This is a genomic window from Candidatus Baltobacteraceae bacterium (assembly GCA_036559195.1).
GTDB lineage: Bacteria > Vulcanimicrobiota > Vulcanimicrobiia > Vulcanimicrobiales > Vulcanimicrobiaceae > JALYTZ01.
Genome location: DATBTN010000027.1, coordinates 16552 through 38204, shown reverse-complemented (window position 1 = coordinate 38204; position 21653 = coordinate 16552). Strand labels below are relative to the sequence as shown.

At 63.9% G+C, this 21653-nt stretch carries 26 protein-coding genes; 8 read left to right on the top strand and 18 right to left on the bottom strand.

Annotation, left to right across the window (positions count from 1 at the left end):
* Nucleotides 1–9 precede the first annotated feature (9 nt).
* Genes VIG32_03165 through VIG32_03120 form a run of 10 tightly spaced genes read right to left on the bottom strand, consistent with a single transcriptional unit; the run spans nucleotide 10 to nucleotide 6742 of the window.
* Nucleotides 10–660, bottom strand: coding sequence for a hypothetical protein (locus VIG32_03165; GenBank protein ID HEY8297004.1), 651 nt, complete (start codon nucleotides 658–660; stop codon nucleotides 10–12).
* A gap of 7 nt (nucleotides 661–667) precedes the next feature.
* Nucleotides 668–1822 (bottom strand): tRNA epoxyqueuosine(34) reductase QueG, encoded by a 1155-nt coding sequence (gene queG, locus VIG32_03160; protein HEY8297003.1) that lies wholly within the window; start codon nucleotides 1820–1822, stop codon nucleotides 668–670.
* On the bottom strand, nucleotides 1800–2648 hold the full coding sequence (locus VIG32_03155) for an aldo/keto reductase (GenBank protein ID HEY8297002.1): 849 nt from the start codon (nucleotides 2646–2648) through the stop codon (nucleotides 1800–1802). Before VIG32_03155 ends, queG begins: the two co-directional genes overlap by 23 nt.
* Nucleotides 2645–3154, bottom strand: coding sequence for a dTDP-4-dehydrorhamnose 3,5-epimerase (gene rfbC, locus VIG32_03150; protein ID HEY8297001.1), 510 nt, complete (start codon nucleotides 3152–3154; stop codon nucleotides 2645–2647). Before rfbC ends, VIG32_03155 begins: the two co-directional genes overlap by 4 nt.
* A 10-nt stretch (nucleotides 3155–3164) precedes the next feature.
* Nucleotides 3165–4295, bottom strand: coding sequence for a molybdopterin-synthase adenylyltransferase MoeB (moeB, locus tag VIG32_03145; protein HEY8297000.1), 1131 nt, complete (start codon nucleotides 4293–4295; stop codon nucleotides 3165–3167).
* A complete protein-coding gene (locus VIG32_03140) occupies nucleotides 4265–5020 on the bottom strand; it encodes an alpha/beta fold hydrolase (GenBank protein ID HEY8296999.1) in 756 nt (251 codons plus the stop codon). The genes moeB and VIG32_03140 overlap by 31 nt, the downstream gene beginning before the upstream one ends.
* Entirely contained in the window at nucleotides 4981–5415 is a 435-nt protein-coding gene (locus VIG32_03135; GenBank protein HEY8296998.1) for a molybdenum cofactor biosynthesis protein MoaE, read from the bottom strand. The genes VIG32_03140 and VIG32_03135 overlap by 40 nt, the downstream gene beginning before the upstream one ends.
* A 3-nt stretch (nucleotides 5416–5418) precedes the next feature.
* Nucleotides 5419–5667 carry a MoaD/ThiS family protein gene (locus VIG32_03130; protein ID HEY8296997.1) on the bottom strand — a complete coding sequence of 83 codons (249 nt, stop codon included), beginning with the start codon at nucleotides 5665–5667 and terminating at the stop codon, nucleotides 5419–5421.
* Entirely contained in the window at nucleotides 5667–5921 is a 255-nt protein-coding gene (locus VIG32_03125; protein ID HEY8296996.1) for a hypothetical protein, read from the bottom strand. The genes VIG32_03130 and VIG32_03125 overlap by 1 nt, the downstream gene beginning before the upstream one ends.
* 2 nt (nucleotides 5922–5923) lie before the next feature.
* Nucleotides 5924–6742 (bottom strand): Cof-type HAD-IIB family hydrolase, encoded by an 819-nt coding sequence (locus tag VIG32_03120; GenBank protein HEY8296995.1) that lies wholly within the window; start codon nucleotides 6740–6742, stop codon nucleotides 5924–5926.
* Nucleotides 6743–6851: 109 nt separating this feature from the next.
* Here VIG32_03120 and VIG32_03115 point away from each other — a divergent pair, with 109 nt between their 5' ends.
* Together VIG32_03115 and VIG32_03110 are read left to right on the top strand one after the other, a co-directional pair.
* Nucleotides 6852–7241 (top strand): hypothetical protein, encoded by a 390-nt coding sequence (locus tag VIG32_03115; protein HEY8296994.1) that lies wholly within the window; start codon nucleotides 6852–6854, stop codon nucleotides 7239–7241.
* A gap of 129 nt (nucleotides 7242–7370) precedes the next feature.
* Nucleotides 7371–8813: a hypothetical protein gene (locus tag VIG32_03110; GenBank protein HEY8296993.1), complete on the top strand. Its 1443-nt coding sequence runs from the start codon at nucleotides 7371–7373 to the stop codon at nucleotides 8811–8813.
* Here the strand turns inward: VIG32_03110 and VIG32_03105 are convergent.
* Genes VIG32_03105 through phoU form a run of 3 tightly spaced genes read right to left on the bottom strand, consistent with a single transcriptional unit; the run spans nucleotide 8810 to nucleotide 11246 of the window.
* On the bottom strand, nucleotides 8810–9472 hold the full coding sequence (locus VIG32_03105) for a hypothetical protein (protein HEY8296992.1): 663 nt from the start codon (nucleotides 9470–9472) through the stop codon (nucleotides 8810–8812). The genes VIG32_03110 and VIG32_03105 overlap by 4 nt on opposite strands.
* The gene (locus VIG32_03100) at nucleotides 9460–10614 is read right to left on the bottom strand and encodes an aminotransferase class V-fold PLP-dependent enzyme (GenBank protein ID HEY8296991.1); all 1155 of its coding nucleotides are present in this window, start codon (nucleotides 10612–10614) and stop codon (nucleotides 9460–9462) included. Before VIG32_03100 ends, VIG32_03105 begins: the two co-directional genes overlap by 13 nt.
* Nucleotides 10611–11246: a phosphate signaling complex protein PhoU gene (gene phoU / locus VIG32_03095; protein ID HEY8296990.1), complete on the bottom strand. Its 636-nt coding sequence runs from the start codon at nucleotides 11244–11246 to the stop codon at nucleotides 10611–10613. The genes VIG32_03100 and phoU overlap by 4 nt, the downstream gene beginning before the upstream one ends.
* Nucleotides 11247–11391: 145 nt before the next feature.
* Between phoU and VIG32_03090 the strand changes: the two genes are divergently transcribed.
* Genes VIG32_03090 through VIG32_03070 form a run of 5 tightly spaced genes read left to right on the top strand, consistent with a single transcriptional unit; the run spans nucleotide 11392 to nucleotide 15269 of the window.
* The gene (locus VIG32_03090; GenBank protein HEY8296989.1) at nucleotides 11392–12243 is read left to right on the top strand and encodes a 3-hydroxybutyryl-CoA dehydrogenase; all 852 of its coding nucleotides are present in this window, start codon (nucleotides 11392–11394) and stop codon (nucleotides 12241–12243) included.
* Nucleotides 12236–13030, top strand: coding sequence for an enoyl-CoA hydratase-related protein (locus VIG32_03085; protein HEY8296988.1), 795 nt, complete (start codon nucleotides 12236–12238; stop codon nucleotides 13028–13030). Before VIG32_03090 ends, VIG32_03085 begins: the two co-directional genes overlap by 8 nt.
* A gap of 55 nt (nucleotides 13031–13085) precedes the next feature.
* Nucleotides 13086–13373 carry a hypothetical protein gene (locus tag VIG32_03080; protein ID HEY8296987.1) on the top strand — a complete coding sequence of 96 codons (288 nt, stop codon included), beginning with the start codon at nucleotides 13086–13088 and terminating at the stop codon, nucleotides 13371–13373.
* Between the two features lie 46 nt (nucleotides 13374–13419).
* Entirely contained in the window at nucleotides 13420–14364 is a 945-nt protein-coding gene (locus VIG32_03075; protein HEY8296986.1) for a hypothetical protein, read from the top strand.
* On the top strand, nucleotides 14361–15269 hold the full coding sequence (locus tag VIG32_03070; protein ID HEY8296985.1) for a hypothetical protein: 909 nt from the start codon (nucleotides 14361–14363) through the stop codon (nucleotides 15267–15269). Before VIG32_03075 ends, VIG32_03070 begins: the two co-directional genes overlap by 4 nt.
* Here the strand turns inward: VIG32_03070 and VIG32_03065 are convergent.
* From VIG32_03065 to VIG32_03055, 3 genes are read right to left on the bottom strand one after another with little or no spacing between them, the layout of a single operon-like run.
* Complete coding sequence (locus tag VIG32_03065; GenBank protein ID HEY8296984.1) at nucleotides 15266–15745, bottom strand: GNAT family N-acetyltransferase; 480 nt, start codon at nucleotides 15743–15745, stop codon at nucleotides 15266–15268. The genes VIG32_03070 and VIG32_03065 overlap by 4 nt on opposite strands.
* Nucleotides 15711–16226: a TlpA disulfide reductase family protein gene (locus tag VIG32_03060; GenBank protein HEY8296983.1), complete on the bottom strand. Its 516-nt coding sequence runs from the start codon at nucleotides 16224–16226 to the stop codon at nucleotides 15711–15713. The genes VIG32_03065 and VIG32_03060 overlap by 35 nt, the downstream gene beginning before the upstream one ends.
* A gap of 19 nt (nucleotides 16227–16245) precedes the next feature.
* The gene (locus tag VIG32_03055) at nucleotides 16246–17460 is read right to left on the bottom strand and encodes a thiolase family protein (protein HEY8296982.1); all 1215 of its coding nucleotides are present in this window, start codon (nucleotides 17458–17460) and stop codon (nucleotides 16246–16248) included.
* Between the two features lie 141 nt (nucleotides 17461–17601).
* Here VIG32_03055 and VIG32_03050 point away from each other — a divergent pair, with 141 nt between their 5' ends.
* Nucleotides 17602–18540, top strand: coding sequence for a DUF2249 domain-containing protein (locus VIG32_03050; protein HEY8296981.1), 939 nt, complete (start codon nucleotides 17602–17604; stop codon nucleotides 18538–18540).
* On the opposite strand, the gene VIG32_03045 is transcribed toward VIG32_03050, so the two are convergent.
* Both VIG32_03045 and VIG32_03040 read right to left on the bottom strand, forming a co-directional pair.
* Nucleotides 18537–19190: a DsbA family protein gene (locus VIG32_03045; GenBank protein ID HEY8296980.1), complete on the bottom strand. Its 654-nt coding sequence runs from the start codon at nucleotides 19188–19190 to the stop codon at nucleotides 18537–18539. The genes VIG32_03050 and VIG32_03045 overlap by 4 nt on opposite strands.
* The gene (locus VIG32_03040; GenBank protein ID HEY8296979.1) at nucleotides 19187–21634 is read right to left on the bottom strand and encodes a TonB-dependent receptor; all 2448 of its coding nucleotides are present in this window, start codon (nucleotides 21632–21634) and stop codon (nucleotides 19187–19189) included. The genes VIG32_03045 and VIG32_03040 overlap by 4 nt, the downstream gene beginning before the upstream one ends.
* Nucleotides 21635–21653: the final 19 nt, after the last annotated feature.

The following is a 21653-nucleotide window of genomic DNA, read 5'->3' as shown; positions in this document are numbered from 1 at the left end:
CGCCTGCTTCTAGCTATCTTCCTTGAATACCGCGTCCGAAATCGGAATGTTGAGTTTAAAGTTGCTGAAGGTCGATTTCACGTCCGCCGTATAGTGGGGGGTATCGACGTGGCCGGTCTGGCGCGATACCAGATAGTTGCCGCCGACCCGGCTATAGGTCTGGTCTAGCAGTGCGTACCCGCCATCGGTGTAGGTCCAACGCATTTCGTCGATGGTGGCGCGCTTGTCGTCGATTTTCACGTCGATATGGTCGACGCGGCTCTGCTTGCGCGGCACGAGCTTCAAGGTCGTCGTCGTGCCGTTGTCGCCTTCGGGCGTGATCGCATACACGGTGCCCCATTCCGACGGGTTGTCGATATGGGGATAGACCTTGCTGAATTGTTTGGCGATCGTGGGCAGGCCGCTCGTAAAGACGAGCTTGTCTTTGTCCGGCTCCTTGTGATAGTACGTTCCGTCGAGCGTCGGACTCAGCGAGAGAAACGCGTGGAGATCGACATCGGCGTGAATCGAGGCCGTGTACGTTTTTAGGTGCGGATTGAGCTGGCCCATTCGCTGGAGCAGCGCGTTTGAATCGACCGCCGCTCTACTCGGTGAAAACGTTGAGAGGGCGAGGGCGGAAACGGCGAGGGCGCTCGCGACAAATCGTCCGGTGCGGGTCATGTTGTTCCTAACGCCCGGGGCGCTCGTAGGGTTCCAGCGCCGACTCGATCTCCTCGCGAACGTCGGGCGCCGGCTCGATTCGAGCCCGCCGGCGCAGCGCGTCGAGGGCCGGCGGCGAGCCGATACGGCCGAGCGCCCAGGCCGCATGCCCGCGAACCAACGGGTGCGGATCGCTATCCAATGCCCGTGCGAGTGCGGTGACGGTCGAACGATCGAGCGCGTTCCCGAGCGCGACCGCGGCATTGCGGCGCAACACGGCAGCCCCCCGCCAGCCCATCGCCGTCGGGGCGTAGGTTCGCTTGAACGTACTGCTGCGCAAGCGCAGCAGCTCGAGAAGTTGGGGCGTCGCGCTGGCCGGCGAGTGCGGGCGGTTCGCAGCGTCCGGGGATGCCGCCGCCCGCTGCGTCGGCGGACATGCGAGTTGACAGAGATCGCAGCCCCACACCCAACCGCCGACGAGCGGGCGCATCGCTCGCGGAATCGCGTCGGTGCGTTGGTTGAGGTCCGCAATGCAGCGCGTCGCATCGATCGTGTAGTCGCCGCGCAACGCTCCGGTCGGGCACGCGCTCACACATCGCGCGCAGCTTCCGCACGACTTGCGAAGTGGCGAATCCACCGGCAGATCGAGCGTCGTTACGACCTCGCCAAGAAAAACGAACGAACCGGATTCCGGCGAGATGAGGTTCGTGTGTTTGCCGACCCATCCCAATCCGGAACGCGCGGCAAACGCACGCTCGGCGAGCGGTTTGGTATCGCACGCGATCGCCGTGACCGGTCGGCCGGCGAGTTCGTCGACAAGTTCCGCAACCGCTCCGAGCAGCGACCGTAGGCGATAGTGGTAATCCGCCGACCACGCGTAGTTCGAAACCCGGCCCTGCAGCGGTTCGCGATCCGGCGGCGGCGTCGCGTAGGGCATCGCAACGCAGATGACGGCACGCGCTCCGGGCAACACGTGTTCCGGAGCGCTGGCGCGTTGCGCGTACGACTCGTCGTAGCTCCACGTGGCTAAATCATCACGTGCGAAAGCCGCGCGCATGGCGTCGCGCGTCTGCACGTCGGGCGATGCCGCGGCGACGCGCACGGCAGCGGCGCCCAGCTCGCGCGCGAGCGCGATCGCGCGATCCTTGACGAGCGCGAGGTCAAATGGTTGCGAGCGGTCCATCGTGGGCCGGAAAGGCCGCCTCGATCTGCGCGATGTCGTCCTCGTCGAGCGCCCACCCTGCCGCGCCGGCGTTTTCTTCAACGTGTTGCGCGCTGGAAGCTTTCGGAATCGCGAACACGTTTGCTTCGCGCGTGAGAAAGTTTAGAATGACCTGACGCGGCGTACGTCCGTGCTTGGCGGCGATTCGACCGAGCGCGCCCTCGGGTTTGACGGCATCGCGAGGAAAGGCGCCGCGGCCAAACGGCGTGTAGGCCACGACGGCGATGCCGGCTCGCGCGCAATACGGAAGCAGGCGAAACTCGATCCCACGCTCGCGCAGGTGATAGAGCACTTGATTGCAGGCGAGTTTTTCGCGCCGCAAAAACGACTGCGCCGCGCGCATGTCGTCCACGTCGAAGTTACTGACTCCGATAAACCGCGTCTTGCCCGCCTGCACCAGTGCCTCGAGCGCGCGCATCGTTTCCTCCAGCGGCTCGCTGCTCGGCCAGTGTAAGAGGTAGAGATCGAGCATTTCGATCCCGAGTCGCCGGAGCGTTCGATCGCAGGCATCGATCGTGCCCCGGTAGCTGGCATTGCTCGGCAGCACTTTACTCGTGACGAACACGCGCTCGCGCGGTATGCCGGCAATCGCGGTACCGAGCAGTTCCTCGACCCGGCCGCCGCCGTACATCTCGGCCGTGTCGAGGTGCGTCAAGCCGAGTTCGATGCCGCGACGAATCGCGCGTTGGGCTTCGCCCGCGCGTGCTCCCGACTCCGGCAGATCCCACGTTCCTTGCCCGATGACCGCCACGCCGACGCCCGTCGCGCCAAATGGTTTGTGCGTCATAACGCGGCATCTTTGGGCGACAGGATCGGCTCGCCGTCGAGCGGCCAGGTCACGCCGATGCGCCCGTCGCGCCAGCCGATCGCGCGCTCGTACGCCGGATCGTAGGTCGCGCTCTGCTTGTACAGGACGACGGCCTCGTCGGAGAGCGTGTAAAAGCCGTGTGCGAAGCCGGGCGGCAGATAGACTTGCAGATGATTCTCCCCCGTGAGTTCGATGCTATCCCACCGGTAGCGGGTTGGCGAACCCTCACGCATGTCGACAAATACGTCGAAGATCCGTCCGCTCAGACATTGCACGAGCTTCCCCATGCGCAAGTCGTAGTGCAGCCCGCGCAGCACGCCCTTGCGCGAAAGCGAGACGTTGTCTTGCACGAAGGCCGACGCGATCCCGATGCGCGCGTATTCGCCTCGCGAAAATACTTCCTTGAACAATCCGCGCGCGTCGGCGAAGACGACGGGCGCGACGATCGTGACGTCGGGGAACTTCGTTGGGCGCGTTTCAAGCATTCCGGCTCACTTAGAAGAAAGCGAAGGCCGGGTCCTGGGCCGCGTACGCGAGCAGGCCGCCCTCGAGGTGGGCGAGCCGGCCAAACCCCGCCTCGCGCAGGCGCCGCACGGCCCAGAGCGATTTCGCACCAACGCGGCACGCGACGATGTAGCGTCGTGCCGAATCCAACTCGTGCATGCGCGCCTCGAGCTCCGACGCGGGGATGTGGACCGCGCCCGGGAGCACGCCGAGCACCGCCTCGTGCGGCTCGCGAACGTCCAGCAGCGTCGCTCCTTCGAGTTCGCGATCGAGCGCGCCGATCGCGATCTCGACGACACCGGAGGGCTCGTCGGGCACTTCGTTGAGCCGCACCCCCGCGATCGTGGGATGTTCTCCGCAAAGCGGACACGCCGGATCGCGATCGATATGCAGTTCCCGGGTGCGCCCGCCGAGCGCGTCGACGAGCAGCAACCGCCCGATCAACGGCTCGCCGATTCCCAACACGAGTTTGAGTACTTCGTTCGCTTGCATCGTGCCGACGATTCCGGCCAGCACTCCGAGAACGCCGCCTTCGGCGCACGTCGGAACGGTGCCCGGCGGAGGCGACTCCGGAAAGAGGCAGCGGTAACAGGCTCCGCGGCCGCGCCAAAACACGCTCACTTGTCCGTCGAATCGAAAGATCGAACCGTACACGTCGGGCTTATCTTCGAGCGCGCACGCGTCGTTGACGAGATAGCGTGTCTCGAAGCGATCCGTGCAATCGACGATCACGTCGTACAGCCGGACGAGGTCGCGTGCGTTCTCGCCGGTAAAGCGCAGCGGGATCGCATCGATCGCGATTTGCGGGTTGCTCGCGAGCAGGCGTTCCGCCGCCACGCGCGCTTTGGACGCGCCGATATCCGCGGTTGCGAAAAGCGTTTGACGCTGCAGGTTCGTTTCGTCGACCACGTCGTCATCCATCACGCCGATGCGGCCGACCCCGGCCGCCGCCAGATACTGCAGCACCGGCGAACCGAGGCCGCCCGCGCCGATGCAGAGCACGCGCGCAGACGCGAGTTTTTCCTGACCCGCCAACCCCACTTCAGGAATGAGCAGGTGGCGGCTATAGCGCCGCAACGCGCGGCTGCCCGCTAATGACGAGGATGAAGGTCGTTCAGCCATTGCAACACGCTGCTCCGGGCATGCTCCCCCGCGTAGGTATGATCGCTCGAAACGGTCACGAAACGCTTTGGTTCGCGAGCGCGGTCGTAGAGTGCTTCAACGCTTGCTCGGCTCACCATCGCGTCGCGATCGGCGGCTACGTAGAGTTGCGGGCGGCCCTCCAAACGCGGCAAGGCGTCGGCAAATCGCGCGTCGATGCCCTCGATCAGTTCGGGCAGCGAGACTCCCGTCACATACGAAGAGCGGAAGTCGGTCGCACCCGCAGCCTTGAGGGATTCTAAAGCGCTCGGGCGCCCGTAGCCGGTCGCAATCGCGATCGCACCCGCGATCGAGCGGTCCAGGCCGGCGGTAAAGAGCGCCGTCATCGCGCCCATGCTGTGGCCCATCGTGTAGACGGGCGCGACGTGGCGCTCCCCGACGTACTCGACGACGGCCGACATCGCGTCGATCAGATCGTCGACGCCGCGCAGCGTGCCGCCGCTCGCGCCCAGTTTGTGGCCCGGAAAATCGAGGCTGGCGACGCCGAAGCCGTGGCTTGCCAGAAAACCGCAGAGAAAATCGAGATTGTGTTTGGAACTGGAGTAGCCGTGGCCGGCGACGAGCCACACGTTGCGCGGTCGCCGCGGTGCGTAAACGAGCGTCGCAATCTCGTTGTTTTGCGCGCGTACGCGGACAAGGTCGACGCTCAGCTGCGACTCTCCGTGCGAACGGTATTTTCTTTCCAAGTGGAATCGCCGTCTGCGTACCGTTCGTGTTTCCAGATCGGCGCGCGCGCTTTGAGTTCGTCGATCGCGTACTCGCAGGCATCGAATGCGGCCCCGCGATGCGGCGCCGCAACGACCACCACGACGGCCGCCTCGCCTATCCGCACGTCGCCGGCGCGATGCGCGATAGTCATCTCGCACGGTCCGAACCGCGCGCGCGCCTCCGCGGCGATCGTTTCGAATTCGGCGACGGCCAGCGCGTCGTACGCTTCGTACGCGAGCCCCGTCACGAGCCGGCCGTCGTCGGAACGATCGCGCACGACGCCCGCAAAGGTTACGATCGCGCCGCAGCCGTCAGTTTTTAGCGATTCGGCCAGCGCGGCCGCGTCGAGCGGCTCCCGAACGATAACGAACACGACTTACCCGCCGCCCGCCGGCGGTAAGAGCGCTAGTTCGTCACCTTCGCGCACCGATTCGAGCGTGTCGCCGACGACGCGGCCGTTACGCGCGATGCGCGTCGACGACGCAAGCGAAGCGATCGCGGCGTTGCGATCGACGGCCGCTTGCCAGACATCTCCGATCGTCGCCCCGTCGGGCAGCTCGAACGTCAACTCGCCCGATCCGAGCAATTCGCGAATGCGCGCGAACGCGAGTACGCGCACGTTCACTAATACCCGCCCAAATCGGCGGTGTAGCCGTTGGCAGCCAGCCACGCGCGGGAGCTTTCGTGCAACCCGAGCGTATCGAGGCGGTTGCAGATGAGCTTGTGCATCAGCGTCTCCCAGAAGTGCCGGTCTTTCCCGTAGATGTCGTCGGGAATCTGATTCTCCGCGCGCGAGAATTCGCGCAGCGCTTCCCAATCCTGGGTCAGTAAAATGCCGCGCAGCCGCGCGTCGTATTCCGGGGTCGGGGTGCTCTGCATGGTTATGCGGAGCGCTTCTCGCTGCGCGGCCCGTCGGCAAGCGCGAAGCGCTCGAGCGCGATCGCGACGCCGTCTTCGTCGTTCGTGCCCGTCACGTAGCGAACCGCCTCGCGTACTTCGGGCAGCGCGTTGCCCATCGCAACGCCCAGACCCGCCCAGCGCAGCATCGGAATGTCGTTACGCGAATCGCCCACGGCCAGGACCCGGTCGGGCGTAATTTGGAAGTCCGCGCACAGCCGTGCGAGCGCCCGCGCCTTGGTTGCGTCGCGACTGGTTACCGCGCACTCCACGAAGTCGTGCCACGTCTCGTACTTAAAGTGCAACGGCAAATCGCCGAACTCGCGCCGCATCGCCGCGACCGATTCCTCACCCAAGAAGCGCAGGAACGTCGGCGCGGAATGCATCACGTCGCCAAACGTTTTGACCTGCTGCCAGGTTGGCCCCGTCATGTCGTCCATGAACAGCTTGCTTCCTTCGAGGCGGTAGAATTTCTCTTCCGCATAGATGGCAATCGAGAGGCCGTGACCCTCTGCGTACTCGACCATCGCCTTCGCGTATTGAATCGGAACCGGTATATGCCCGAGCGTACGATTCGCACCGAAGTCCTTCGTGAGCGCGCCGTGAGCGCAGATCACCGGCAGATTTAGTCCCAACTCTTTGCTGATGCGAATCGGCGTGTCCACGCCCCGGCCCGTGACTAGCACGATGCGAATACCGGCGTCCAGCGCGGCCCGAATAGCTTGGCGGTTACGGGGCGAGACTTGCTCTTTGGAATCGAGGAGCGTGCCGTCGAGATCGAGGGCGATAAGGTCGAAGCGCATCGTTCCTATGGTATACCCGCTGTCAACGAAGCGCCTCCAGGCGGAGTCGCAGTCCCGGGCATGCAACCTTTCGATGGACCCCTTCGTTGATTGCTTAGGAGCATCACACATGCAGCGACTACTCGTAACGGCGATTCTCTTCTTCAGCCTGGGAACCGCCGCGATCGCCCAGCCCGCCGGCCACTGCACGCGCGAGACGCTCACGGTGCGCGGCACCCCGGTCACGGCCTCGTACTGCGTGGACTCGAGCGCCCCGGGCCAATCCGGCCACGAGACGGCGGTCGCGGTCACCGAGACCTACGCCGCGCCGCACGGGTCGTTTACGGGAAATTCCACGCTCCACTTTATCGCCGGCCTCGACCCCTCGCGCGTCATCGAAGACGTCGCCTTGGACCGTCTCGGCCTCACCGGGACGCTGCACCTCACCCTGGTTCTACGCAACGGTCTCATCCACATCGAGTCCGCTATGCTAACCCCCGGCGCGATCACCATTAAGTAACGACCGCTCCCCGGGTGCAACCCAACCGGCCCCGCAGGGATTTTACAAGTCGATGCTTCGCCGTCGCTATATCGCGTTTAACAATTCCAAGATCCCCGACGGTTGTCGGTACGGAGTCTGATTTTCACCATGGCCTGTACGGCGTTTTCGCCTAATCTCACGGCTCGCGAGCAAGCCCACTTCCTATACGAAACGATTCCGCCGGGACTCTTTAAAGTAGAGAACGCGGAAGATCGGATCGCTTGGAGGCTCAGCCCCGAGCCGTTTGCATTATCCCCCCAATCGTTCGAGCGTCTCGGGACGATCGGCGGCGATCTGCTGGCGTTCTACCGGGCCCTCAATGCGCTCTATAACCGCAGCGCGCGCGGAACGGCTCCGGCGTTTATCTCGGAGTATTTAGATCAAGGGAAGCCCGAGCACATCGTGCGACTGGCGCGGCAGAATCGGTTCAAGCAAGAGATTCCGGGGGTTATTCGGCCGGATCTGATTCTGACCGATGACGGGTTCGCGGCCGCAGAACTCGACAGCGTGCCGGGAGGCATGGGCTTCACGGGGGCGATGGGCGAGGCATATTGCAAGCTCGGAATGGAGAGCGTCGGCGGCGCGCACGGCATGCCGCACGCCTTTGGCGCGATGATCGCGGCGGCGAGCGGCAAAGAGAAACCGATGGTGGCGATCGTCGTCTCCGAGGAGTCGGCGGACTATCGGCCGGAGATGACGTGGCTTGCCGAGGCCGTCACCCGCGAAGGGCTCGCGAGCGCGCACGTCTGCGCGCCGCAGGACATCGTTTTTACCGAAGAGGCGCTCTTCGTGCGGCTGCCCGATGGACGCGAAGAAAAAATCGACACGCTGTATCGCAATTTCGAACTATTCGATCTGCTCAACGTCCCGAAACAAGAGCTGATGCTGTACGCGGCGCGGCACAATCGCGTGAAGATGACGCCTCCGCCCAAGGCGCACATGGAAGAGAAACTCTCGTTCGCGCTGCTCCACCATCCGTTGCTCGGTCAACTGTGGCAAAACGAACTCGGCAAGCAGGGCCGCGATATTTACGCGCGTCTCAAAACGCTCTTCCCGCAGACGTGGGTGATCGATCCGCATCCGTTGGCGCCGCAGGGCGTCATTTACGGCCTCGAGGCAGGCGGCGCGCCGATTAGCGATTGGATGTCGCTCGTGCAACTCGGCAAGAGCGAACGCGACTTCGTCGTGAAGCCATCGGGTTTCTCGGAGCTCGCATGGGGGTCGCGCGGCGTCAAAGTCGCCAACGATCTTTCGAAGGACGATTGGACGGCCGTGCTCTCGGAGTCGATACGCGATTTTGCGAAGACGCCGCGCATCTTGCAGCGTTTCCGCAAGGGTAAGCGCGTGCGTCAGCAATTTCTCGATCGCGAAAAAGACGAGATCCGCACGTTCGACGGGCGCGTGCGGCTCTGTCCGTACTATTTCGTAACCGGCGAGACCGTGCAGCTCGGCGGCATTCTCGCAACGGTCGCCCCCGCCGACAAGCGCCTCATCCACGGAATGACCGATGCCGTGATGGCTCCCTGCATGGTTAAAGAGGACGGGAACTAGAGCGTGCGCAGCACGCTCGATCGTTGCGACGGGACGTCCACTTCATCGACGACCATCGTTTTGGGATCGTACCACACGTTAAACGGCTGCTGACCGGCTACGGCGAGAACGCTGTCGGCCGCCGGCACGCCGTGCGGTCGATCCGGCTTGAACGCGGCACCGGCGCTAATCGGAAGGCTCACGCCGAACGACGGAACGACGCCGAGCAGCGGCGCGCCGTGCGCGATCGCCTCTTGCGCGGGCAGAAACATCGTGCCGGACATGAAGCCGCCGTCGACGACCGCAAAGCCCTTCACACCGGTCGCTAAACTAAAACTCTTGGGGCCGACGAGATCGTTGCTTTCGCTCGCCGACGATCCGCTCACGTTGAGCCGCGCGTGGACCGTGCGAGCGCTATCGATCGCGTACGTTGCGTCGTAGGTCGCCGGCGCGAGCGTCGACGCGCCCAGCGTAAGCGTGTTGGTACCCGCGATCGCATGGCCCATCGCCGAAATCGACGCGCTCTCGCTGGCCGTGATACTCGAGGCATCGCGCTTGACCGTGACGGTCGTCTTGCCGGCCGGCTGGCCCTGAAACGTTTCGGTGTACGAGTAGGTGCCGTCGGGCGGTCCCGGTGCGAACGTCGTGTCGAGCGCGAGCGTAAAGATTATCGGGAGCACAGATCTTCTTTCTTACAAGCCGCGACCGCCTCGACGAGCCGGTCGATCTCCGCTTCGGTGTTATACCCGTGCGGTGCAACGCGCACGCCATTCGCGCGATAGGTGGTGATAATTCCCTCGCGCTGGAGCGCTTGGCCGAGGGCGATCGAATCGCTTCCATCGGCGGAAAAGGTCACGATTCCCGAGGAGCAGTTCTCACCGCGCATCGATTGCACGGAACAACCGATACGCAGCAGCCCTTCGACCAGCCGATCGGTCAACGATAGAACGTGGCTCGCGATGCGATCGGTTCCCGCCGACTCGAAGACGTCGATCGAGGAAGCGAGCGAGAGCGCTCCGATGAAGTTCGGCGTACCGCCTTCGAAGCGCGACGCGTCTTGCGCCAAAGGCTGATCGTAGGCGTAAAAGTCCCACATGTTCGCGGCGGACCGCCATCCCGGAGCGGCCACGCTCAGACGATCGAGCAGATTCGCGCGCACGTAGAGAAATCCGACGCCCTGGAGCGCCATCATCCATTTCGCTCCGGCGCAATAGAGCACGTCGATGCCGCTCGCGCGCACGTCGATCGGAAACGCGCCGAGCCCTTGAATCGCGTCGACGCACAACAACGAGCCGTTTGCGTGCGCGACCTCTGCGAGCCCCGCGAGATCGTAGCGATATCCGTCGGCGAATCCGACCCACGAGACGGTAACGACCTTCGTGCGCGGCGTAAGCATGCGCCGCAGCACGCCGGGCGTCATGCGCTCGCGCGCGCGCTCGACGAAACGCACGTTCACCCCGCGCGAGCGCAGCGCCACCCAGGGCCACGCGTTGGAGGGAAATTCGTCATCCGGCAAGATCACTTCGTCGCCCGGTTCCCAGGGAAATCCGCTCGCAATCGCGTTGGCGCCGTCGCCCGTATTGCGCAGCAGCGCGATCTCCGCTCCGGTCGCGCCGACGTACGCACCGATCCGCTCGCGATAGCGCGGCAGATCCAATTCGTAACCGAGCACGCCCATCAAACCGCCGGTCGCTTGGCCTTCGATAAATTCGTGAAGCGACGCGCGCGTCGGTTGGGGAAGTACGCCGACGGCGGCGTGATTGAGATACGTGTAGCGTTCGGTGACGGCGAAAAGGTCGCGCGCGAGGGGCGGTTGCCTCAAATCGCGCCGATCATGCCTTTGGTGTGCCAGGAGATGTTATTCGCTCGGTCGCCGACGCGCTCCAACGCGGCGAGCACGAACAGCATGCGCGTTCCGGCTTTTACCATCTCGGGGTCGGCCTGCATCTCTTCCTGCAGTGCTTTGACGCCGCGCTTGTAGAGGCGATCCACTTCATCGTCGGATTCGATCACGCGTTCGGCAAGTTCGGCGTCGCGTTCGGTATACGCACGCATTGCGTCGACCAGCGTCGTGTGGGCGACGCTGGCGATGCGATCGATTTCCACGCGCGCCGGCCGCAGCGGAACGTCGGCGAGTTTGATCGCGTGTTTCGAGATATCGACGGCGTAATCGCCGACGCGTTCGAGGTCGGTAGCGATTTCGAGCATCGCCGCAATTTCGCGCAATTCCCCGGCTACCGGTTGCTGGCGCCAGATCAGCTCGATGCACGACGCTTCGATTTTGCGGCGGAGGTCGTCGACGATATCGTCGCCGGCAATGACGCGGGCGGCCGCGGCGGTATCGCGACGCTCGAGTGCCTCGACGGAGACGCGGATCGCGTCGCCGGTCAGGGCCCCAAGCCGAACGACGTCCAGCCGTGTGGACTCCAGCGCCTCGTGATAAGCCGTCCGCACGCTCTACACCCCTCCCAACACAAAAAAGCAACAGCCGAAGCCGCAATGTTCCCTTTAGTATAGCCGCAAAGGTTCCGGCGACGCAATTGCATAACCCCGACCCGCCCCAGCGATGTTGGGGCGGCCATACGTTTTAGGAGATGTTGTGGAGATTCGCAAGGTCGGGGTCTGCGGTGCCGGGCTCATGGGCAACGGCATCGCGCAGACCGCCGCGAGCGCCGGATTCGACGTCGTTTTAATGGAGGTTGCCGACGCGCCGCTGCAGCGCGGCTTGGCTGCCATCGGAAAATCGCTCGATAAATTCGTCGAGAAGCAAAAACTCGGCCAAGCGGAGCGCGACGCCGCGTTCGCACGCATCAAAGCAACGACCGACGTTCGGGACCTTAAGGACTGCGATCTGGTCATCGAAGCCATCGTCGAGAACGTCGCGATTAAAGTCGATCTCTTCAAAACGCTCGACGAGTTGCTCGCTCCCGACGCGATCGTCTGCACGAACACCTCGAGCCTGTGCGTTATCGAACTCGGGGCCAAGACCAAGCGCCCCAATCGGGTCGCCGGCCTGCACTTCTTCAATCCGGTTCCGCTGATGAAACTCGTCGAAGTCGTCAAGACGATCGCCACCACGCAGGACGTGGTGGACTCGCTGTTCGTTTTCGCGCGCAAGCTCGGCAAAGAGCCTATCCTCGCGAAAGACACGCCCGGTTTCGTGGTGAATCGCCTCCTCGTCCCGTATCTGCTCTACGCGATCCGCGTCTACGAAGAGGGCCTGGCGAGCAAAGAAGACATCGATAAGGGCATGAAGCTCGGCTGCGGATATCCGATGGGCCCGCTCGAACTGCTCGACTTCGTGGGGCTCGATACGACCTACTATATCGCGCAGATCATGTTTGACGAGTTCAAAGACCCGATGATGGCACCGCCGACGCTGCTCAAACGCATGGTTTTGGCCGGCCAGTTCGGTCGCAAGAGCGGGAAGGGCTTCTACGACTATGCCTAACGCGCCGTTCGAGAACATCCTGGTCGAAAGCGACGGATTCGTCGCGACGATTACGCTCAATCGGCCGGCCGTGCTCAACGCCCTCAACGCCCGCGTGCTCGGCGAGTTGTCGTTGGCGTTGCTCGAGCTCGAACGCAACCTCGACGTGCGCGCGATCGTGATCACCGGCTCGGGCGAAAAAGCCTTCGCCGCCGGTGCCGATATCGGGGAACTCAACGCGCTGCCGAATGCGGTCGAAGGCGCCGAGAAAGCGCGCGTCGGTCAAGCCGTCACGCTGCAGATCGAGCGATTGCGCAAACCAGTGATTATGGCGATCAACGGCTTCGCGCTCGGCGGCGGCTGCGAACTTGCGATGGCCGCCGACATTCGGATCGCGAGCGAAAACGCGCGCTTCGGTCAGCCCGAAGTCAACCTGGGCCTCATTCCCGGCTACGGCGGCTCGCAGCGCACGACGCGCCTCGTGGGGCGCGGCATGGCGATGTATCTCTGTCTGACCGGCGAGATGATCGACGCGCAGGAAGCGCTGCGTATCGGCTTGGTGCAGAAAGTCGTTCCGCTCGCCGAGCTTCTCGAAACCGCGCGCAAGATCGCGCACACGATCGCCGCGAAGGCGCCGCTCGCGATCGAGGCCTGCAAGCGCGCGATCAACGGCGGCGCGCATCTCGCGTTGCCCGACGCCCTCGAACTCGAGGCGCTGGAATTCGGCACGCTGGTCAATACCGACGACTTCAAAGAAGGCACGAGCGCCTTCCTCGAAAAGCGCAAGCCCAACTGGAAATCGAAATAGCCTGCGATATTCGCAAGGAAACATCCCGATAACAAGCGGATGCTACGGTAACGCTATGCGTAAGGACGTCACCAAGACCCAGCTCCTCGAGGCCATCCTCGATACCCATAAAGCGATGCTCGAGGGCTTCGGTCAGATCGAGACCCGATTCGGCCAGATCGATGCGAGATTCGGCGGCATCGACGATCGATTCGGCCGCATCGAGGAGCGGCTCGACGGGGTCGAGCGCAAGGTCGAGCGGTTAGAGGATCAAATGAATCGCCGGTTCGACTCGGTCGATTTGCGATTCGATGCGTTCGACCGCCGCGTTTCCTCGATCGAGGCAAGACCACCTCAGCGGTAGCTCTGCCAGGTGGTCACAGGGGAGGCGGCCGAAGCGTCGGCGGGTTATGCGGGCGTTACTGGCGATCGTTCTCGTCCTCTTCTGCTTCGGCACGGCGCGCGCCGATGACGTAGGAGCGCAACGCGACGTCACGGCAATTCGCAGTGCGGTTCCCGTGCTGCTTCACCGCTTGTACTACGAACGCAACTACGATCCGTCGCAGATCGTCGTCTCCGACATCGTCGTCGTGGGCGATGCGGCGCTCGCGAACTGGCACATCGGTTCGCATGACGGCATCGTCGCCATGGATCGCATCGCCGGAACGTGGTGGGATCTGCTCGAAGGCTACAGCGATCGAACCTCGGCGACTCCGGAGCACCCCTCGTGGTGGTTTGAGGGTGCGCCGCCGTGGCGCGCCCTTTCGTATAACGGGTCGTATTTCGGGCCCACGAGCGCGCGATTGCTCTCGCTCGGACTACCGATGCATCTCGTCGCCACGGCCGCGGCGCACAATCCGCTCATCGCTTCGGCCGACGATGCCGAGCACCGCTACGAGTCGACCGCGCGCCGCACGCATAGCGGCGGTATCGTCGAGCCGAACGTGGATCGCGAAGTCATCTATCTGCCCGCGAACGTTACCCAAAACGGTAGCTCGCACGGCGGCAATCGATCCGAAACGGGCGGGTACGAAATCGTTCTCGTGCTGGCACCCAACGATGCGCCGGCAGGAACTCGCGTCGCGATCGATGGCAGCCGGCCGCGTGCCCCGGCTGCGTCGCTCTACAATCTCACGTTTTCGTTTACCGGATCGGGAACCGTCACGTTCGGTGCGGGCAGCCGCGTCAACGTGTGGTTTCCATACATTCTCGACACGCGCAAGCGCTACACGCTCTCGCTCGCGGGTCACGGTTCGCTCGATGCAGACCTGCACGACAACACGCTGACCTTCGCCCTGCCCGACTTCTCGGCGCGCCCTAACGAGACGTTCAAAGGATCGATCGACGCGCGATGAGAGCGATTGCGTTCGCGGCGCTTGCCACTGCGGTGCTGTTGCTGCAGGCCTGCCCGAACGCGCGTGCCGATGATTTTGGGCCGCCGCGCGAGATCGCGGCGCTGCGATCCGACGCGAAGACGCTGCTCGCGAGTTCGGCGCGTAACGCACGCGCCACACCCGATGCGATCGTGGTCACCGACGTCGTCGTCGTTTCCGGCGACGCGCTCTACAGCTGGCGTGTCGGAGCGGCAAGCGGCCTAAGCGTCTTAAAGCGCATCCGTAACCAGTGGTGGGAAAGGCTGCGTGTGATTCCGCGTCCTCTAGAAGACTGCGCCCTGCGTTCCGCATCGCTGCGCGCACGGGACGTCGCCGACGCGCTTCTTCGAGCGGCCTCACTTCACAACGCAATGGTGCGACTCGCCGATCGGCCTAAACCGGTCGAGTTCGATCCGCTGGGCGGTCGCGGGATCGTCTGCGTCGAGCCAAGCGATGCCGCGACCGTCGATCGAATCGCCGCGGCCGGCGGGTCGCTTGCGGTCTCACCGCGGCAGACCGACGGATACGTAACGACGTTGACCTACGCGAAGAACTCCTCAACGGGCAACGCGCGTTTCATCGCGCCGATCGGCAGGATGCCGACGGACGCCGAAAGCACGCAGGCGCCGCGCGGCGACAGCTTTTACTATTTCGACATCTCGCTTGCCGCGAATGGTCCGCTAGCATTCGAACGCGGGGGACGGCTCGACGTGTGGTTCCCGCACGTGCTCGCAACGACGCTGCGCTACAGCTTAACGATCGGTTTCGCCGACAAACCGATCGGCCCGATCGACGGTGCGCTGCACGACAACACGCTGACCTTCGATCTGCCGGCGTTCACGGCGACGCCCGGCATTACGCTGATGGCCGAGATCGACGGCGACTAGTCCGGCACTACATCGAACTGCATGACCGGAAGCGTTCGTCCGGGAACCAGGCTCGAGCGGTGTTCGCCTACCCGCTTGGCGCCGAGTTGCAGATAGAATCCTTCCGCGTAGGGGTCGCTTTCCAATAGCATCCTCGTAGCCGCGCGATCGCGCGCGTACTGCAGCGCGGCCATGCAGAGCAATCGCCCGATGCCGCGACGCAAGCAATCGGGTTCGACGAACAAGTCGTGCAGCGTCGCCACTTCGCCTTCGATCGTTACCCGTGCGAACCCGACCGCGCGAGAACCCTCTTCCGCTACGATCACCTCGCTGCGCGCGATCATCACCGGAGTCAGGATCAACTCCGATCGGATGGCCTCGATAAAGACGTCGTCGTAGCCCCACGAGCGCTTGCTGCGCAGTTCCAGTTCCGTCAGCGCGCCGGCCTCGTTGGGTCGCGCGTTACGAAGACGCGCCTGCAAGCGTCTGCGCCGCATGGGCCATGTTGAGTTCGACGGCCGGATTGAAACCGGTCCACGATGCGCGGATGCGGCCTTGCGGATCGATCACCACGATCGTCGGAAAACCGTCGATTGCGAAGAAGCCCGACGAAAGCGCGCCGGGATCGATCGCGACGCTGCGCAAATGATTCGTTCGCGTGTATGCAGCCGCAACGCCCCGCGGCTCGCCGACGTCGACCGGCACGACCTCGACATTGGGATGCTTGCGAGCGTAGGATTCCACCAGCGGCAGCGACGCCTTACACGGTTCGCACCACGACGCAAAAAAATCCAGAAAGACGACGCGCCCGCGCTGATGCGTCAGTACGAACGGCGGCCCGGCCAGCGTTTGATACGTCACGTGCGGAGCCGGCAACGCGTCGGCGCCGTGCAGCAGCCGCGGCGCGATCAGCAGCTTGTACGCAACCACAACGATGACGGCGAGGGCGACGATATCGAGCGCGCGCCCCCGCGTCAACCACGCCTTTTTCGGCGGCTTAATCGGTGGTGAAGACTGCTGCAATGCCTTGGCCGCCGCCGATGCACGCCGACGCCACGCCGTAGCCGCCCGCGTTCGCGCGCAGATCGCGTAACGTCGTGAGCGCGATCCGCGCGCCCGACGCACCGAGCGGATGACCGAGCGCAATCGCTCCGCCGTGCGGGTTGAAACGCATGCCGTTACCGGCCACGCGCAGATCCATCTCGCGCAGACAGGCGAGCACCTGCGGTGCGAAAGCTTCGTTGATCTCCATGACGGCAAGATCTTTCGTTCCGAGCCCCGCGAGGGCGAGAGCCTTCGGAATAGCGACCGCCGGCCCGATGCCCATAATATCGGGATCGACGCCGACGACGCTCGAGCTGACCAGTCGCCCCAGCCACGTCAACCCGTCGGCCTTGGCTTGTTTGACGGTCGTCAACACGACCGCGGCCGCGCCATCGGTGATGCCGCTCGCATTGCCCGGCGAAACGACGCCGCCTTTCTTAAAGCGCGCCGGCAATTTCGCGAGCTTCTCCATCGAGAGTCCGGCGCGCGGGCCCTCATCGGTCTCGACGACGGTTTGCGACCCCTTCGGACCTGGCACCGTAACCGGCGCGATCTCGTCGGCGAAATAACCGTTGCTTTGCGATTCGAGCGATTCGCTCTGGCTGCGCAGTGCGAACTCGTCGCACTCCTCGCGCGAAACGCGATACTTCTCGGCAAGATTCTCGGCGGTGATCGCCATCGGCAGCCCGTTGTACGAATCGGTCAGCGCTTCCCAGAGCGTGTCTTCGAACTTCACGTTCGCCCCGAGCGGCAATCCTTTGCGCGCCCCGCGTACGACGTGCGGCGCCTGGCTCATCGATTCGCTTCCGCCCGCGAGCGCGTAAGTGGTTTGCCCCAGCATCAGCGAGTTGGCGGCGGTGAGAATCGCTTGGAGGCCGCTGCCGCACAGGCGATTGAGCGTGAGCGCGGGGACGCCCACCGGAATACCGGCGCGCAGCCCAACGTGCCGCGCCAAGTAGATCGCGTCGGCGCTGGTCTGCATCACATTGCCGAAGACGATGTCGTCGATGCGCTCTTTAGGCACGCCGCTGCGAGCGATGGCCGCCTCAGAGGCCGCCACGGCCAGGTCGGTCGCGGAGAGCTCCGCGAGGACCCCGCCGAAATTTCCGAACGGCGTGCGCGCGCCCGCGACGATCACGATGTCGGTCTCACGAATGTCAGTAGCCAAAATGGTCCCCGTCTAGAGAGTGGTGCTCCGGGCTACTTCCGCGAGTGCCCTGGCAAGCGCCTTTGAGACCGGATTTGGAGGCTTTGCGCCGACGTTTGCAGGCGACTTTGGCGGCCGCCTGGTACAACAGGGGCGATGCCTATGAATCGTCCCGCGGCCATCACGCTCGATGCCCGCTCGCTCGCCCCTGCGACCAAGACCGAACAGATCTTGGAAGCCTTCGATAAACTCACGCTCGGTGCGATTCTCGAAATCAACGAAGAGAGCGATCCTCGCTCGCTTCGCAACGAGACGGCTCAGCTGCGGCCCGGGAAGTTCTCTTGGGACGCCCGCAACCTGGGTTCGAACCGCTGGACCGTGCGCATGGAGCGGATCGATGAAACCGCCGAGGGCGAAGCCTTTCTGCAGCACGTCCCGCCGTTCTCGAGCGCGAAGGCTTCGACGCTGAAGGATCTGGCCTCGCAGATGAGCGAGCGCACCTTCAAAGCCGGCGAAACGATCTTCGACGAAGGCGAAATGTGGCCGTACCTGGGCATCGTGAAAGTCGGCAAGGTCATCCTGACCCTGCTCTCCCCCGACGGGAAAACGCACACGCTCGGCGAGCGGCTCACGCACGACACGCTCAACGATAGCGGCACCTTCGACGGCGGCGGCTCCACGACGCGCGCCGAAGCGTTGACCGACGCGACGATCGTGACCGTTCCGAGCGAAGCCGTCATGCACGCCTGCCGCAACGACAGCGAACTCGCACTCGGTTTCTTACTCGCCGCCTCGCAGGGTCGCCGCCGCTCGATCGACACGATCGCGGATCTTGCGTTCGCGCACGTTTTGCAGCGCGTCGCGAAATTTCTGCTCGGCTATTCGAGAGCCTCGGTCGGCATGACCCGCGGTCTCCCCGGCGTCGAGAATCTTTCGCAGGCGCAGATCGCCGCCGCCGGCACCGTCCGCGACATGGCAGCCCGCGCGCTGCTTCGCCTCAAGAACGCAAGCGCCGTCGAACTCGATCGCGGCCGCGTTAAAGCGATCGATCGCGCGCGGCTCGAAGCCTTCGCGCACAACGTTCAAGCGCCGCCCGTTTAGAGATCGCGTATCTCGGGATGGTCGGCGGCATAGCGTTCGTACGCGTCCGCGTCGTCGATCATTTCGCGCGCCGCGGCCGCTAGCGCGCCGTAGCGGAAAAGTCCGGAAAGAATTGCGGTATCTCCGATCGCATTTCGCAGCACGAACGTTGGTACGACCTCCACCGGCAGCGCGTAAAACTCCGCCGTGGATTTGCGCAAGAGCGGCTCCGTTTCGCGCATCGCGGCGCCCAATCGCTGCTCGTCGAAGCCGCTAAGCCGCGCCGCCAGCGCGCACGCGAGATCGAAGGTGCCCACACGTTCGCCGTCGCGCAGCGCCGCGCGCGAGAGTTTGCGCCGCACGCTTTCCACGTCGCCGCCCAACGAACGTACCGCTTCTACGGCGCAGTTCGCGTAAAGCGACGAATCGCCGGGGTGCAGCCATGCAGCGGTCGTTTCGATGCCGGCAATCGCTTTCGATCGGCGGTAATACGCGGCCAGCTGCTCGGGTGTGTAGGCGATCGGCTTGCCGTCGTTGAGGAGCCGGATCTTCAGCTCCACCGCAATGCGGTCGCCGAAGTCGCGCCGCAGTCGATCGAGCGACTTATCGGCGAAGTGGCACCACTGTGAGAGCACGTCGAAATAGTAGGTTAGCTGCAGAGGCGCAGTCATGGCGTCTGTTTCGCCGCGCCGACGCCGGTTCCGCCGCGCGCAACGCGCTGATGCCACGGGATGCGATACGTGATCGTCCATTGGCGCGGCGGCAGCGGCGTGCTGGAAAACGCGAACGAGCCGCCGCCGACGACCGGCATCGGATAGACGCGGTCGTACCGCGTAAATAAACCGGCGTCGGTCCCAAACATATTCGACTCCGTCAACGTGATCGTTCCAACCTCGGGGCGAAACACGAGTCCGGCATTGTACGTCGTGAACGCCGGCAGATTGCCGGCATTGTTGATGCTCGTAAACTCGGCGTTGAGCAAGAGCTCCAGGTGTCGACGCGGGAGGATGCTGTCGATCGTCAGGCCCGCTTTTCGCAGCGGTTTGTGCGGGAGCTGCAGACCGATCCCGTAGTAGCTGCCGGGGAACTGCAAGCGCGGATCGATGGTGGTCAAGAACGTGCTGCCAACCGTATAGGTCGGCAGGGCGAACAGATTGCGTCCGAGCGGCACGCGCGCCGTGATATCGAATCCGCGGTTGATCTCATCGAGTCCGCTGAGACTTTGCGTCATGTAGACGTGACCGGCGTTAAACGGAATCGATCCGCAGACCGTTGGCAGGCTCCATGCGCCGGCCAACCCGGCAAGATAGGCGGCGAGGCCGTTGGGAAACGTACCCGGAGGTTCCGCCGCGATTGGAACCGATGCGCGCACCGGTTGTCCTCCGTCGTTTTCGCGATACGCGCTAACCTTCACGTTGCCGCCTCGAAACGAGTGCTGCCAGGAGAACGTGTAGTTGAGATACGACTGCTTGCGCGCCGGATCGGAGGATCCGTCGACGTACGCGGACTGATTCGCGCAATCGAAGTCGGCGCTCAGCGGATCTTCGAGCGCCAGACGACCTTCATATACGGGTTGTGCGCTGCCCGCCTCGACGCTTGCCTCGTAGACGTCGGCCTTCGCAGGCTGCCAATCGGCAGTCTCGGAGAGAACCAGCGCCGTACCGGCGCCCGTCCCCGAATCCAGGCTCACGGAGTGCGTCAACGCCAGCTTATCGTTGGATTTGACGTGATCGCTGAAGCCGAACCACGACGTTCGGGCGATGGGCTGGTCGACCTGGCTCGGCACGCCGTTGTACGTTTGGGTGGATGTCCCGCGGAACGCGCTCTCGTACGCGTCGAGGCTGTCCGTGTGCCGCCGGGCCGTCAGGCTGCCGTCGAAGCCGAAGTTGAAGCCGTTGTAGGTGTTGTGCGAGGAATATGGCGTCATCGCAACGCCGCCCACAACGCGAACGCCCTGACCGGTCTCGAATTCTCCGAAAGGCACGCCAAAAGAAAGATTCGTCTGGACGTTTCCAACGAGCGAATTCAGACGAATCGATGCAAAGCCGTTACGATTGACGGTCATTGGAATCGAGCCGTACCCGCAGGGAAGCAGCGTCGTGAAATCGCTGCAGATATGGGCGTACGACGCGTTCGTCAGCATGCCGGAGAACGCCGCCGACGTTCGTTTGTCGAAGGTATAATTCAGTCGCAGCAGATCGCCGCGCGATTGATTGGAGCCGAGGTGCTCGTACGCGATGCCGCTCTGGTCGGCATAGCGCAGTCCGCTCAGGAAACTGTCGCGCGCATCGAACGCGTGCTGAAACGCAACCTCGAGCCGCGACGAGAGCGCGCCCGAAACCGCAAACGAATAGGTCCCGGCCCCGTAGTTGCCCATCGTCCCCAGCGCGTCGTACGTCCACTGTTTGGTTGGGCGAAGCGTTTGGTAGTTGATCGTTCCGCCGAGGTATCCGGCAGTCGGCGTAAAGCTGACGCTCGCGCCGGTGAACAAACTCTGCGCCGAACCCAGCAACTGCTGCTGCGGGCCGCCGATGCGAATGCCGTCGATCGCGTACCCGGTCTGCGACGCGTCGTGATTGTGGAGCGACACGTTGAACGCCGAGTTCGGGCCGTAGGTCGTATCGTCGACACTCACGCCGGCGAGCTTGTCCAAAGCACCTTTGAGGGACTGCGAGACTTTTCGCTCCGCACTCTCGGCGCCGATCTCGGTCGAGCTGATCGTAACGCCCGGGCGGGATTTTACGTTCGCGATCACTTTTAGGGCCGGTTCGAGCGCGACGTCAACGCGCACGCGAGCGTTCTCGAGAACGTCGAATTCGGGCGAATCGCTCCGGTCGTAATCACCGCGCTGCACTTCGACCCGGTAGCTGCCGGGAGTGATTTCTCGAAGATCGAGCTCGCCTTGCGCGTTGGTCAGCGACGTTTGCGGCGTGTCACCGCCGAGCAAGAAGACTTCGGCGTTATCGATCGGGCGATGAGTGGCGGCATCGGTCACCCAAATGACGACTTCGCCGTTCGCGCGTTGCTGCGCGAAAGCCGCCCCGGAACAAAACGGGAACGCCAGCAGCAATAAAGCGATGGCAACGCGAACGCGCGCGCCGGCAATTGCACCCATGCGCTCCTACTTTCCGCCT

Excerpts from the sequence above, each read along its gene's own strand:
- moeB (HEY8297000.1), bottom strand. The coding sequence starts at position 4,295 with ATGGCTGAACGACCTTCATCCTCGTCATTAGCGGGCAGCCGCGCGTTG.
- VIG32_03075 (HEY8296986.1), top strand. The coding sequence starts at position 13,420 with ATGCGGGCGTTACTGGCGATCGTTCTCGTCCTCTTCTGCTTCGGCACG.
- VIG32_03125 (HEY8296996.1), bottom strand. The coding sequence starts at position 5,921 with ATGCAGAGCACCCCGACCCCGGAATACGACGCGCGGCTGCGCGGCATT.
- VIG32_03070 (HEY8296985.1), top strand. The coding sequence starts at position 14,361 with ATGAGAGCGATTGCGTTCGCGGCGCTTGCCACTGCGGTGCTGTTGCTG.
- VIG32_03110 (HEY8296993.1), top strand. The coding sequence starts at position 7,371 with ATGGCCTGTACGGCGTTTTCGCCTAATCTCACGGCTCGCGAGCAAGCC.
- VIG32_03115 (HEY8296994.1), top strand. The coding sequence starts at position 6,852 with ATGCAGCGACTACTCGTAACGGCGATTCTCTTCTTCAGCCTGGGAACC.
- VIG32_03085 (HEY8296988.1), top strand. The coding sequence starts at position 12,236 with ATGCCTAACGCGCCGTTCGAGAACATCCTGGTCGAAAGCGACGGATTC.
- VIG32_03080 (HEY8296987.1), top strand. The coding sequence starts at position 13,086 with ATGCGTAAGGACGTCACCAAGACCCAGCTCCTCGAGGCCATCCTCGAT.
- VIG32_03050 (HEY8296981.1), top strand. The coding sequence starts at position 17,602 with ATGAATCGTCCCGCGGCCATCACGCTCGATGCCCGCTCGCTCGCCCCT.
- VIG32_03040 (HEY8296979.1), bottom strand. The coding sequence starts at position 21,634 with ATGGGTGCAATTGCCGGCGCGCGCGTTCGCGTTGCCATCGCTTTATTG.
- VIG32_03065 (HEY8296984.1), bottom strand. The coding sequence starts at position 15,745 with ATGCGGCGCAGACGCTTGCAGGCGCGTCTTCGTAACGCGCGACCCAAC.
- VIG32_03120 (HEY8296995.1), bottom strand. The coding sequence starts at position 6,742 with ATGCGCTTCGACCTTATCGCCCTCGATCTCGACGGCACGCTCCTCGAT.
- VIG32_03155 (HEY8297002.1), bottom strand. The coding sequence starts at position 2,648 with ATGACGCACAAACCATTTGGCGCGACGGGCGTCGGCGTGGCGGTCATC.
- queG (HEY8297003.1), bottom strand. The coding sequence starts at position 1,822 with ATGGACCGCTCGCAACCATTTGACCTCGCGCTCGTCAAGGATCGCGCG.
- VIG32_03165 (HEY8297004.1), bottom strand. The coding sequence starts at position 660 with ATGACCCGCACCGGACGATTTGTCGCGAGCGCCCTCGCCGTTTCCGCC.
- VIG32_03045 (HEY8296980.1), bottom strand. The coding sequence starts at position 19,190 with ATGACTGCGCCTCTGCAGCTAACCTACTATTTCGACGTGCTCTCACAG.
- rfbC (HEY8297001.1), bottom strand. The coding sequence starts at position 3,154 with ATGCTTGAAACGCGCCCAACGAAGTTCCCCGACGTCACGATCGTCGCG.